Origin of the sequence: Streptomyces sp. NPDC016459, assembly GCF_040632845.1 — a bacterium.
In the GTDB taxonomy this organism is placed as follows: domain Bacteria; phylum Actinomycetota; class Actinomycetes; order Streptomycetales; family Streptomycetaceae; genus Streptomyces.
In genome coordinates, this window is the sequence record NZ_JBEYCR010000009.1 from 95081 (window position 1) to 108342 (window position 13262).

The following is a 13262-nucleotide window of genomic DNA, read 5'->3' on the forward strand; positions in this document are numbered from 1 at the left end:
ATTCGGACAGCCCCCTTTCGTTCGCTACTGCGCATGCTTTACTTGCAGACATGACCACGACGAGCAGCCGCACCCTTGCGACCGAGGCGATCACGACGCCCGGTGCTCGTTGTATGTGTCGAATGTGCGCCTTCTGAGGGCCCCCGCCTGAGTCCCGCGCCCCGAAGCGAGACCCCGACGGCCGTGCCGTTTCCCCCGCCGACAGGCGGCGGAGCGTGCCCGCCCCCGCGCACCGCCGACGACCGGCCACCCGCCGGACGGCCCCGTGCGCCTGACTGTCCGAAGACGAATGCCCCGTGCGTGACGGACCCCGCGTCGCGCACTCGACAGTGACGGAAACCCCTGTGATCACCACTTCGGGCCTGACCAAGGTCTACGAGTCGCGCGGCCGGAAGGTCACCGCTCTGGACGGCGTCGACCTCCACGTCCGCGAGGGCGAGGTGTTCGGCGTGATCGGCCAGAGCGGGGCCGGCAAGTCCTCGCTCATCCGCTGCGTCAACCTCCTGGAGCGCCCCACCTCCGGCACGGTGACCGTCGACGGCGTCGACCTCACCGCCCTGGCCGGGAGGAGCCGCCGCGCGGGGAAGGACCTGCGCCGGGCGCGCAGCAGCATCGGCATGGTCTTCCAGCACTTCAACCTGCTGTCCTCCCGCACGGTCAAGGACAACATCGAACTCCCCCTGGAGATCCTCGGTCTCTCCGGCGCCGAGCGCTCCCGCCGCGCCCTCGAACTCCTCGACCTGGTCGGTCTCGCCGACAAGGCCAAGGCCTTCCCCGGCCAGCTCTCCGGCGGCCAGAAGCAGCGCGTCGGCATCGCCCGCGCCCTCGCCGGCAAGCCCAAGGTCCTCCTCTCCGACGAGGCCACCAGCGCCCTCGACCCGGAGACCACCCGCTCCATCCTCCAGCTGCTCCGCGACCTCAACCAGCAGCTCGGCCTGACCGTCCTGCTCATCACCCACGAGATGGACGTCGTGAAGACGATCTGCGACTCCGCCGCGCTGATGCAGCACGGCCGCGTCGTCGAGTCCGGCACCGTCGCCGAACTGCTCGCCACTCCCGGCTCCCAGCTGGCGGCTGAGCTCTTCCCGGTCAGCGGCGCGCCCACGGGCCCCGACCGCACGGTCGTCGACGTCACCTTCCACGGCGAGTCCGCGACCCGGCCCGTCATCTCGCAGCTCTCCCGCACGTACAACATCGACATCTCGATCCTCGGTGCCGCGATGGACACCGTCGGCGGCCGGCAGATCGGACGGATGCGGATCGAGCTGCCCGGACGGTACGAGGAGAACGTCGTCCCGATCGGCTTCCTGCGCGAGCAGGGCCTGCAGATCGAGGTCGTGGAAGAGGACGCGGCGGCGGCCGTCACCGCGCCCGTACTGGTCGAGGAAGGTGCCAAGTGACCTGGTCCGAGATGCAGCCCCTGCTGGAGCAGGGCACTGTCGACACGCTCTACATGGTTCTCTGGGCCACCGTCGTCACCGTGCTCGGCGGCCTGCCGCTCGGCATCCTCCTCGTCCTGACGGACAAGGGCGGACTGCTGCAGAACCTGCCGGTGAACAAGATCGTCGGTGCGATCGTGAACGTGGGGCGTTCGCTGCCCTTCATCATCCTGCTCATCGCCCTGATCCCCTTCACCACCTTCGTCGTCGGCACCTTCATCGGCCCGACCGCGATGATCGTGCCGCTCGCCATCGGCGCCATCCCCTTCTTCGCGCGTCTCGTCGAGACGTCGATCCGCGAGGTCGACCACGGACTCGTCGAAGCCGTCCAGGCCATGGGCGGCGGCATACCCACCATCGTCCGCAAGGTGCTACTGCCGCAGGCCCTGCCTTCCCTGGTCTCGGGCGTCACCACCACGGTCATCGTCCTCATCGGCTACTCCGCGATGGCCGGCGCGGTCGGCGGCGAAGGCCTCGGCTCCAAGGCCGTCACCTACGGATACCAGCGCTTCGACACCACCTTCATGCTGGTCACCGTCGTCGTCCTGGTCCTGATCGTGACCGTCGTCCAGCTCATCGGCGACGGAGTCGTCCGACTCCTCGCCCGCCGGGGCCGTACCGCGTAACGGACCCCGGCCACCTCAGACTTCGTCCTTCGAAGAACAGCCCGGACTTGTTGTCCAGGCGACCACCGCACCACCGGAAAGAGGCACTCTTCGTGCGTAGGAACATCAAGCTCACCGCCGGTATCGCCGCCACCGCCGCCCTCGCCCTCGGGCTGAGCGCCTGCGGCACCTCCTCGGACCCGTCCTCCTCCAAGGACACGGCCGGCGCCGCCGACAAGCCCCTCGTCGTCGCCGCGTCCCCGACGCCGCACGCCGACATCCTGAACTACGTCAGGGACAACCTGGCGGAGAAGGCCGGCCTGAAGCTGGAGGTGAAGGAGTTCACGGACTACATCCTGCCGAACACCGCCACCCAGTCCGGCCAGGTCGACGCCAACTTCTTCCAGCACAAGCCGTACCTCGACGACTTCAACCAGAAGAACAAGACCACCCTCGTCCCCGTGGTCAACGTCCACCTGGAGCCCCTCGGTCTCTACTCCAAGACCCTCACGTCGGTGAAGGACATCAAGGCGGGCCAGACCATCGCCGTCCCCAACGACACCACCAACGGCGGCCGCGCCCTCCAGCTGCTCGCCGAGAACGGTCTGATCACCATCAAGCCGGGTGTCGGCACCAACGCCAAGCTCTCCGACATCACCGACAAGAAGGGCCTGGATTTCAAGGAGCTGGAGGCCGCCACCGTGCCCCGCGCCCTGAACGACGTGGACGCCGCCGTCATCAACGGCAACTACGCCATCGAGGCCAAGCTGTCCCCGGCGAAGGACGCTCTCGTGCTGGAGAAGGCGGAAGGCAACCCGTACGCCAACTTCCTCGCCGTCAAGGAGGGCAACGAGAAGGACGCCCGCGTGCAGAAGCTCGCGCAGCTCCTCAACTCGCCCGAGGTGAAGAAGTACATCGAGGACACCTACAAGGGCTCGATCGTCCCGGCCTTCGGCGCCGTCAAGTAGGTCCGGCGTCCGAGGGACCGTCAGACCGGTTCCCCCGTACAGTCCTTGGACAGAAGGCCCCCGCACCCCGTCCGGTGCGCGGGGCCTTCGCCACACCCCCGACCGAGCACCCACCCGGCCATGCGCACCGGCGGGCGCATGCTGCATGCTGTGCGTTCACGGTCGATTCGGACGGTCCACGGCATGGAGCTGCGCATGACTACCACCTTTCCGGACATCTCCATCAACACGGACCGGTTGGTGCTGCGCGCGCTCGACGAGGGTGACGTCCCCGCTCTCACCGCCATGATGAACGACGAACTGGTGGGCGCCTGGACGGCGGTGCCCCAGCCGTTCACCGAGGCCGCCGCCCGGACCTGGATCACCGAGTACGCGCCCGCCGAACGAGCCGCGGGCCGGGGCATCGACCTCGCCGTCACCGAGTTCCTCACCCAGCGCCTGGTCGGCGTCATCCAGCTGGGAAACACCGACTGGCGCGTCCGCTCCACCGAACTCTCGTACATCGTCGCCCCCTGGGCCCGAGGCGAGGGTTACGCCTCCGAAGCCTCGCTCGCGACCGCGCAATGGCTCTTCGGCGACCAGGGGTTCGAGCGCCTGGAGCTGCGCACCGCGGCCGACAACACCGCCTCCCAGCAGGTCGCCCAGAAGATCGGCTGCATCAGCGAAGGCGTCCTGCGCAACGCCTGCATAGCCCGCACCCGCACCGAGGACGGCGACTGGACCGAACTGCGCACCGACTTCATCGTCTGGGGGCTCCTCCCGGAGGACCTCGACGGTGTCGCCGACCAGATGGCCGAGGCCGGATACTCCTCGTACACCGACTGGAGCTGAGCCCACAGAGCCCACCCGGGGTACGCTCGGCACGCCCCCGACCTGCGACGACACCAGGAGACACACGACGATGGCCGACCGCGTCACGGTGATCGGCTGGGACGGTTCACCACTCACCGCGGCGGCCAGGTCCGCGCTCTCCGCCGCCACCCTGGTGGCCGGAGCCGCCCACCACCTGGCACTGCCCGAGGTACCGCCCGGAGCCGAACGCGTCCGTCTCGGCAGCGTCGACCTCGCCGCCCGCCGGATCGCCGGCCACCGCGGCACCGCGGTCGTCCTCGCCGACGGCGACCCCGGCTTCTTCGGGGTCGTCCGCGCCCTGCGGGCGCCCGAGCACGGCCTTGAGGTCGAGGTCGTCCCCGCCGTCTCCTCCGTCGCCGCCGCCTTCGCGCGGGCCGGAATGCCCTGGGAGGACGCCCGGATCGTCGTCGCCCAGCAGCGCACCCTGCGCCGCGCCGTCAACGTCTGCCGCGCCCACCCCAAGGTCGCCGTCCTCACCTCGCCCGGCGCGGGACCGGCCGAGCTCGCCCTCCTCCTCGACTGCGTCCACCGCACCTTCGTGGTCTGCGAGGAACTCGGCACCGCCCGGGAACAGGTCTCCGTCCTGACCTCCGACAAGGCCGCCGACCACACCTGGCGCGACCCGAACGTCGTCCTCGTCATCGGCGGCGCCGGCAGCACGGGTGCCCCTCCCACCGCCCCCTGGCTGATGGGCCAGGAACCGACCGCGCCTCCCGTGCGCGGCTGGGGCCTGCCCACGCAGGAGTACGACTCCCAGGCGTACGGCTCCGCCACCCCCGCCCCGGCACGCGCCGGCGCGGGCGAGGACCCGTCCCTGCGGGCCGCCCAGCTCGCCCGGCTCGGCCCCCGCATCGGGGACCTCGTCTGGGACATCGGCTGCGCCGGCGGCGCCTTCGCCGTCGAGGCCGCCCGCTTCGGCGCCGCCGTCATCGCCGTGGACATGGACCCGGCGGCCTCCGCCCGCACCGAGCAGACCGCCCGTCGCCACGGCGTACACCTCCAGACCGTCCCGGGACGCGCCCCGCACGTCCTGGAGAGCCTGCCCGAACCCGATGTCGTACGGATCGCGGCCGGTGGGGTGCCCGTCGTCACCGCCTGCACCGACCGGCGGCCGGAACGGATCGTCGCCCACGCCTCCACCCGCGACGAGGCCGAGGCGATCGGCGCGGCCCTCGCCGACGGCGGTTACACCGTGGAGAGCCTCCTCCTCCAGACCGTCGGACTCGACCCGGACGACTGGTCGGAACGAGAGCGTTCGGTCGTCTTCCTGCTGTCCGGCCGCAGGGCCGACACCCCTGCCCGTGACGGTGCCGCCCCGCAGGCCAGGTAGGCTGGCCGATTGTTGTACCGCATCCGGATGTTCGGCGATTCGTTCGCCAATGTCCCGAACACGTGGCCGCTTTGCGCCGCTGACGCGGTACGCGACAAGGGGGGACCGCGCGACGTGGCGCAGTCCACAGCGCACCGTGGCGAATCTCCCTGCCACGACGGCCGGGGGCGGCGACAATGGTGAGTGCCCGCGCGTCCTTCGTGCCGCGCGGCGCGTGCGCTCGTTCTTGTCGACGGGCGCAGGTCTGAAGGAAGCACAAGCGATGGGCGAGGGGTACGCATGACGGACACCGGCCAGGTCCCGGGCGAGGGGCTGCCGGAGAACGCAGGCATGGTCGAGCAGCCGGGCATCCCCGCACCGGGCGCGTACACCTTCCTGGACCCCTCCGAGCACACCACCGAGGACGACGACCTGCTGCTCATGCCCGGCGCCCAGGGCGCATGGAGCGAGCACCCGCCGGGCGTCCCGCCCGCGCCGCCGGTCGCCGTGCCGCCGCCGGCACCCCTCGTCCCGAACCAGTCGGCGCCGCACCCGACGGCCCCCGACGCGCAGACGCCGGTGGGCGACCCGCTGACCGACCCCCTGCCGGACCCGCTCACGGCCCCGCTGGACGCCGTCGCGCTCGGCGACATGCTGACGGCCCCGCAGAACCAGACCCCGCCGCAGGGCGTCCCGGCCGCCCCGGCCACGGCCACCCCGGCGCACGGCGTCCCGCTGGACCAGCCGACCGGCACTCCGGCGCACGGCGTCCCGCTAGCCGGTACGCCCGCGCACGGCGTCCCGGTGGACCAGGTGACGGGCACTCCGGCGCACGGCGTCCCGGTGGACCAGGTGACGGGCACTCCGGCGCACGGCGTCCCGGTGGACCAGGTGACGGGCACCCCGGTGCACGGCGTCCCGGTGGACCAGGTGACCGGCACTCCGGCGCACGGCGTGCCCGCGGCCCCGCAGGAGCAGGCCGCCACCGACCACGGCTACCAGCCCGGCATCCTCGACACCGGTGCCCACGAGGCCGCCGGCCGCGACTCCGGCTCCGTGGACCTCGGCGGCGTCCGAGTGCCCCCGCCCGCCACCGCCCCGGCCCCGCAGCCCGCGCGTCGCCCGCTGCACCTGGGCCCGCCCGTGCCCGAGGCCGGCGGCGTCGTGCTCTCGCTGGCCGACCGCGGCCCCGCCGCCGCGCCCGCCCCGGCCCCGCAGCCCGCGCCGGCCCCGGCCCCCGAGACCCTGGTGGCCACCGGCCCCGCGCCGATGCCGGTGAGGAACCCGGGCCCGCCGATCACGGGGCCCGAGTACTTCGACATCGCGCAGGACCAGCAGCTCGCGCCGCAGGGCGCCGAGCCGTGGGCCGCGCAGCCGCAGGAGCCCGTGGCTCCGGGGACCGACGCCCCCGCAGAAACGGTCGTCCCGGGGACCGGCCAGTTCGTCCAGGTCGAGGGCAACGTCCCGACGACCCCGCACCTGGCACCGATCCCCGCGCCGGCCCCGGCGCCCGAGTCGGCCCCCGTGCCCCAGCCGGAGGAGCCCTCCGAGCCCGTCGCGGCCGCCCCCGAGGCCCCGGTCGAGCAGGCCGACCCCCAGGTGACGGTCCCCGCCCCCCGCGAGCCCGAGCCCGAGCCGGCGGTCGCCGAGGAACCCGCCGCCCCGGTGGCGGAGGAGCCCGAGGCCGAGCAGGCCCCGGAGACCGAGGCGCAGCCCGTCGCCGCCCTCGCGGAGGAGCAGGCTCCGGAGGAGACCGCCGTGGAGGCGGTCGCCGACGAGATCCCGTTCGTCCCGCAGGACGCCGCCCCCGAGGTCGCGCCCGAGCCGGCCTCCGAAGCCGCGACCACAGAGTCGCCGGCCACCGAGCCGTCGACCACCGACGAAACCCCCGCCCCCACCCCCGCGGAGACGCTCCCCGGGGCCACGGAGGCCCTCACGGACGCGCCCGAGGCACTCCCGCGGGAGGAGCCGGCGGCACCCCCGCAGCAGGCCCCGGCCTCCGACGTACTCCCTGAGGCCGCCGCTCCCGAGGCACTCCCGCAGGAGGAACCGGAAGCACTCGCGCAAGAAACCACGGCTCCCGAGGCGCTCGCCGACACCGCCGCTCCCGAGCCGCTCCCGCAGGAGACCGCCGCCACCGAAGACGCTCCGGCCGAGGAGACCGCCGCGCCCGCGGACGACACGGAAGTCCTCAGCCCCACCGTGGAGTCGGCCCCGGCCCCCGGCTACGACGACGCCGAGCGCGAGGCCGTCCTGCGCGTGATGCGCGAGCGCCGCGACATCCGCAACGGCTTCCGCTCCGACCCGATCCCGCACGAGGTGCTGCTCCGCGTGCTGGAGGCCGCCCACACGGCCCCGAGCGTCGGCCACTCGCAGCCCTGGGACTTCGTCGTCATCCGCTCCGCCGAGACCCGGCAGACGATGCACGAGCTGGCCCAGCGGCAGCGGGAGGCGTACGCCAGGTCCCTTCCGAAGGCCCGCGCGAAGCAGTTCAAGGAACTGAAGATCGAGGCGATCCTCGACACCCCGGTCAACATCGTGGTGACCGCCGACCCCACCCGGGGCGGCCGCCACACCCTGGGCCGCTACACGCAGCCGCAGATGGCCCCGTACTCCTCGGCGCTCGCCGTCGAGAACCTCTGGCTCGCCGCCCGCGCCGAGGGCCTCGGCGTCGGCTGGGTCAGCTTCTTCGACGAGCGGGAGATGGTCCGCACCCTGGGCCTGCCCGAGCACCTCGAAGTCGTCGCGTACCTCTGCGTGGGGTACGTCGACGAGTTCCCCGAGGAGCCGGAGCTGATGCAGGCGGGCTGGTCCAAGCGCCGCCCGCTGGCCTGGGTGGTCCACGAGGAGACGTACGGCCGCCGTGCCCTGCCCGGCGAGGAGCCGCACGACCTGCTCCAGGAGACCGTCGCCAACATCCGCCCACTGGACGCCAAGGCGCTCGGCGAGGCCTGGGAGCGCCAGAAGCGCATGACCAAGCCCGCCGGGGCGCTGGGCATGCTGGAGATCATCTCCGCGCAGCTCTCCGGTCTCTCCCGGATCTGCCCGCCGCCGATCCCGGAGCCCGCGGCCGTCGCGATCTTCGCGGGTGACCACGGTGTCCACGCCCAGGGCGTCACCCCCTGGCCGCAGGAGGTCACCGGTCAGATGGTGGCCAACTTCCTCGGCGGGGGAGCGGTCTGCAACGCCTTCGCGAACCAGGTCGGCGCCGAGGTCTGCGTCATCGACGTGGGCGTCGCTTCCGAACTCCCGGCCACCCCGGGCCTCCTTCCGCGCAAGGTCCGCCCCGGCACCGGCGACTTCACCACGGGTCTCGCAATGACCCGTGACGAGGTCCTTGCCGCGATCGAGGTCGGCATCGAGACGGCCAGGGACCTGGTCGCCGCCGGCAACAAGGCACTCCTCACCGGCGAGATGGGCATCGCGAACACCACCGCGTCCGCCGCCCTGATCTCCGTCTACACCGGAGTGGACCCGACCGAGGTCACCGGCCGGGGCACGGGCATCAACGACGAGACCCACGCCCGCAAGGTGGACGTGGTCCGCCGGGCCCTCGCCCTCCACAACCCGGACCCGGCGGACCCGATCGGCGTCCTCTCGGCGGTCGGCGGCCTGGAGCACGCGGCCCTGGTCGGCCTGATCCTGGGCGCGGCATCCCTGCGTACCCCGGTCATCCTCGACGGCGTGTCCACCGGTGCGGCGGCGCTCGTGGCCCGGGCCATCGCGCCCGAGGCCCTGGCGGCCTGCATCGCGGGCCACCGCAGCGCCGAGCCGGGCCACGTGGCCGCGCTCAACAAGCTGGGCCTGCGCCCCCTGGTCGACCTGGACCTCCGCCTCGGCGAGGGCACGGGCGCGCTGCTCGCCCTCCCGCTGGTGCAGAGCGCGGCCCGCGCGATGCACGAGGTGGCCACATTCGACTCGGCGGGCGTCACCGAGAAGTAGAACCAGGGGCGCGTCCCCCACCACGCACGGGAGTGGGGGACGCGCAGGGACCCTGTTCGGGACGTGAGGCGTGATGTGTGACGCCTCCTGAGGGGCCACCGTCCAAGGTCCCCGCGGGCCGTACAGCACGCAGTCCCGAACACGGTCCCGGAGCGGCCCCCACGTCACGAACCGACCACGGGGGAGATCCGTCACAGCCTGATGGGCCCTCGCCACCGATATCGTGGTCCCAGGCGCCAGCCACACGCCCCACCAGCCGCTTCACCGCAGCAGCGGCCAGCCCCCGCACTCCGAGGAGCCGCTCACTCATGGCCGACAACGCCGACCACCCCGCCTACCCCGTCGGCCTGCGCCTGGCAGGCCGCCGTGTCGTCGTCCTCGGCGGCGGCCAGGTCGCCCAGCGCCGGCTGCCCGCCCTGATCGCCGCGGGCGCCGACATCACGCTGATCTCCCCGTCCGCGACCCCCTCCGTGGAGGCCATGGCCGAGGCCGGCGAGATCACCTGGACGAAGCGGCGGTACGAGGACGGTGACCTCGCCGACGCGTGGTACGCCCTGGTCGCCACCACGGACCCCACGGCGAACGCCGCCGCGTCCGCCGAGGCCGAGCGCACCAGGACCTGGTGCGTGCGCGCCGACGACGCCGAGGCGGCCACCGCCTGGACCCCGGCGACCGGCCGCGACGCGGGCGTCACGGTCGCCGTGCTCACCGGCCATGACCCCCGCCGCTCCGCCGCCGTCCGCGACGCGATCGTCGAGGGCCTCCGCGACGGTTCGATCGCCGCTCCCGCGCACCGCTCCCGTACCCCCTTCGTCGCGCTGGTGGGCGGCGGCCCCGGCGACCCGGACCTGATCACGGTGCGCGGCCGCCGGCTGCTCGCCGAGGCGGACGTGGTCATCGCGGACCGGCTCGGCCCCCGCGACCTCCTGGACGAGCTGCCCCCGCACGTCGAGGTGATCGACGCGGCGAAGATCCCGTACGGCCGGTTCATGGCCCAGGAGGCCATCAACAACGCGCTGATCGAGCACGCGAAGGCGGGCAGGTCGGTCGTGCGGCTCAAGGGCGGCGACCCGTTCGTCTTCGGCCGCGGCATGGAGGAGGCGCAGGCGCTCGCCGCGGAGGGAATCGCCTGCACGGTGGTCCCGGGCATCTCCAGCTCGATCTCGGTGCCCGGCGCGGCCGGCATCCCGGTCACGCACCGCGGGGTGGCCCACGAGTTCACGGTCGTCAGCGGGCACGTCGCCCCCGACGACCCGCGCTCCCTCGTCGACTGGGCGTCGCTCGCGAAGCTCACCGGGACCCTCGTCGTCCTCATGGGCGTCGACAAGATCGGGAAGATCGCCGAGGCGCTCATCGCCCACGGCAAGAATCCCCAGACGCCGCTCGCCCTGGTCCAGGAAGGCACCACGGCGTCCCAGCGCCGGGTGGACGCCACCCTCGCGACGGTCGCGGAGACCGTGAAGGCGCGGGAGGTCCGCCCGCCGGCCGTCATCGTCATCGGCGACGTGGTGGCCGAAGGCCCCGACCGCCAGGTGAGGTGACCGGGCACGGCAACCGACCGGGCCGGCAGGCCCGGTGACCAGGGGTGACCGAACCCCTTCGCACACATTGGCACCACACCCCGGACAAGGCAGTATCACCACGTGGCCGAACTCATCACGATCGACGACCCCGACGACCCGCGCCTGAGCGACTACACCGGCCTGACCGACGTCGAGCTGCGCCGCAGACGCGAACCGGCCGAGGGCCTGTTCATCGCCGAGGGCGAGAAGGTCATCCGCCGGGCCCGGCAGGCCGGGTACGAGATGCGGTCGATGCTGCTCTCCGCGAAGTGGGTCGATGCCATGCGGGACGTCATCGACGAGGTCCCGGCGCCGGTGTACGCGATCCAGCCGGACCTCGCGGAGCGCGTCACCGGCTACCACGTGCACCGGGGCGCCCTCGCCTCCATGCAGCGCAAGCCGCTCCCGGACGCGGCCGAACTGCTGGTGGGTGCCCGCCGGGTGGTCGTCATGGAGTCGGTCAACGACCACACCAACATCGGTGCGATCTTCCGTAGCGCCGCTGCCCTCGGCATGGACGCGGTACTGCTGTCGCCGGACTGCGCGGACCCGCTGTACCGGCGGTCGGTGAAGGTGTCCATGGGCGCGGTGTTCTCCGTCCCGTACGCCCGCCTCGACACCTGGCCGCGCGGTCTCGAGGCCGTACGGGAGGCGGGCTTCAAGCTGCTGGCGCTCACCCCGGTCGAGAAGGCGACCTCGATCGACGAGGCCGCCCCGCACCGCCTGGAGCGGGTGGCCCTGATGCTGGGGGCGGAGGGCGACGGCCTGTCGGCGCAGGCCCTGCGCGCCGCCGACGAGTGGGTGCGCATCCCGATGGCCCACGGCGTGGACTCGCTGAACGTGGGAGCGGCGGCGGCGGTCGCGTTCTACGCGGTGGCGACGGGCCGTCCGGAGTCCTGACCGGCGAGGCTCCGGGCCCTGTCCTGCGTCCCTAGCCCTGCAGGGCCTGGGCGGCGGCGATGCCCAGGGCCACCACCAGGGTCACGACCACGAAGACGAAGAGCCGCTGGCGCAGCAGCCGGGGGTTGGCGGGGCGGCGCCCCGTCGAGGTCGTACGGGCACCCGGCCGTGTCGTGGGACGCCCCCCGGTCCGGGGTCCGCCGGACGGCCGGGACGACGGTCCGGGCCCGCGCGCCTGGCCACGCTCGGCGCCCCGCTCCTGGCCGCGCTCGGTTCCCCGTTCCGGTCCACGACCGGGCACGTCCCGGTCGGTGTACCGCTCGGTCGGCCGTACGGCGTTCCGCTCCTCGGCACGCTCCCGCTGGACCGGCGGACGGGAGGCCGGCAGTCCCTGAGCCTCGCGCGCCGCGATCTCCTTGAGCCGCATCGACAGCTGAAGGGTGCTGGGACGGTCCTCGGGGTCCTTCGCGAGACAGGCCCGGAGCAGGGGTGCGAGCGCGTCCGGCACCCCGTGCAGCTGCGGCTCCTCGTGCACCACCCGGTAGAGCATGACCTCGGAACTGCCGTGCCCGAAGGGGGAGTCGGCCATCGCGGCGTACGCCAGGGTCGCCCCGAGCGAGAACACGTCGGTGGCGGGGGTGACGGCCGCTCCGCGTACCTGCTCGGGTGCGAGGAAGCCGGGCGAGCCGACGGCCGTGCCCACGTGGGTCAGGGTGCTGGCGCCGGTGGCCCAGGCGATGCCGAAGTCGATGATGCGGGGGCCCTTGGGGGAGAGCAGGATGTTCGACGGCTTGAGGTCCCGGTGCACGACCCCGGCCTCATGGACGGCGACGAGGCCCTCAGAGAGGGCCGCCCCGATGGTGGCGACATCGGCGGCGCGCAGTGCGCCCTCCTCGGCGACCCGGTCGTGCAGCGACGGACCGGGCACGTACTGGGTGGCGAACCAGGGGCGCTCGGCCTCCAGATCGGCGGCGACGAGCCGGGCCGTGCAGCCGCCGCGGATGCGCCGGGCCGCCGACACCTCGCGGGCGAACCGCGACCGGAACTCCTGGTCCTCGGCGAGGTCCGGCCGGATCACCTTCAGGGCCACCCGCTGACCGCGCCGGTCGGACCCCAGGTACACGACGCCCATCCCGCCGGCCCCCAGCCTGCGGTGGAGCCGGAACGACCCGACGATCCGCGGATCCTCGCGCCGGAGCCGCATCATCGCCATGTCCGTCCCCTCGTCCGTTCGACGTGGCACAGCTTACGTAGTGGCGCCCGCACGTGCTCATAGGCCGCGCCCTCGCACCGGGATCGATTGTCAGTGCTGAGGGGGAGCGGAGCCGGGAGTACGAGGTCCCGCGCCCGCCCCAACGCCCGTGTCGAGCGCCAGACTTGACGTGGAGTCGGGAATCTTCGTCAGGGCCCCGGAGGTACCCGGGGAGGGCCCCGGACCAGGGCGTTCGCGGGACGCCCCGCGAAGTGAGCCATGTCACGCCCCTGCTTGCCCTCGGGGAACCCCTCCGGGAAGACCCGGGGATCGGATCCTCCGTCTCCACCCAGGGGAGTACGCCGCGCGGGCGGCCGTCATCCTCCGGGAGGCCCGCAAGTCGGTACGAGGGCATGACGTCCCGGCGCTCCCCGCTCCCTAATGTTGAGGTCAAGCGGTGGGTGCAGCACTCGTCCCCCGAGGTCACGCACCC

9 protein-coding genes are annotated in these 13262 nt (G+C 73.1%); 8 read left to right on the forward strand and 1 reads right to left on the reverse strand.

Features of this window, described 5'->3' with window-relative positions; all coding sequences use genetic code 11:
• Positions 1–344 precede the first annotated feature (344 nt).
• The 8 genes from ABZ567_RS22100 (at position 345) to ABZ567_RS22135 (ending at position 11577) form a co-directional block, all read left to right on the forward strand.
• On the forward strand, positions 345–1400 hold the full coding sequence (locus tag ABZ567_RS22100; protein WP_360792516.1) for an ATP-binding cassette domain-containing protein: 1056 nt from the start codon (positions 345–347) through the stop codon (positions 1398–1400).
• Positions 1397–2065, forward strand: a complete 669-nt coding sequence (locus ABZ567_RS22105) for a methionine ABC transporter permease (RefSeq protein WP_360792518.1) — start codon at positions 1397–1399, stop codon at positions 2063–2065. Before ABZ567_RS22100 ends, ABZ567_RS22105 begins: the two co-directional genes overlap by 4 nt.
• A gap of 92 nt (positions 2066–2157) precedes the next feature.
• Positions 2158–3012 carry a MetQ/NlpA family ABC transporter substrate-binding protein gene (locus tag ABZ567_RS22110; RefSeq protein WP_360792520.1) on the forward strand — a complete coding sequence of 285 codons (855 nt, stop codon included), beginning with the start codon at positions 2158–2160 and terminating at the stop codon, positions 3010–3012.
• Between the two features lie 195 nt (positions 3013–3207).
• Positions 3208–3843, forward strand: a complete 636-nt coding sequence (locus ABZ567_RS22115; RefSeq protein WP_360792522.1) for a GNAT family N-acetyltransferase — start codon at positions 3208–3210, stop codon at positions 3841–3843.
• 70 nt (positions 3844–3913) lie between these two features.
• Positions 3914–5194, forward strand: coding sequence for a precorrin-6y C5,15-methyltransferase (decarboxylating) subunit CbiE (cbiE, locus tag ABZ567_RS22120; RefSeq protein WP_360792524.1), 1281 nt, complete (start codon positions 3914–3916; stop codon positions 5192–5194).
• A 279-nt stretch (positions 5195–5473) separates the two neighbouring features.
• Positions 5474–9115, forward strand: a complete 3642-nt coding sequence (gene cobT / locus ABZ567_RS22125) for a nicotinate-nucleotide--dimethylbenzimidazole phosphoribosyltransferase (protein ID WP_360792526.1) — start codon at positions 5474–5476, stop codon at positions 9113–9115.
• A gap of 308 nt (positions 9116–9423) precedes the next feature.
• Complete coding sequence (cobA, locus tag ABZ567_RS22130; RefSeq protein ID WP_360792528.1) at positions 9424–10656, forward strand: uroporphyrinogen-III C-methyltransferase; 1233 nt, start codon at positions 9424–9426, stop codon at positions 10654–10656.
• A 102-nt stretch (positions 10657–10758) separates the two neighbouring features.
• Positions 10759–11577, forward strand: a complete 819-nt coding sequence (locus ABZ567_RS22135; RefSeq protein WP_360792530.1) for an RNA methyltransferase — start codon at positions 10759–10761, stop codon at positions 11575–11577.
• A 31-nt stretch (positions 11578–11608) separates the two neighbouring features.
• Here the strand turns inward: ABZ567_RS22135 and ABZ567_RS22140 are convergent, their stop codons facing one another.
• Positions 11609–12790: a serine/threonine-protein kinase gene (locus tag ABZ567_RS22140; RefSeq protein WP_360792532.1), complete on the reverse strand. Its 1182-nt coding sequence runs from the start codon at positions 12788–12790 to the stop codon at positions 11609–11611.
• Between the last annotated feature and the right edge of the window lie 472 nt (positions 12791–13262).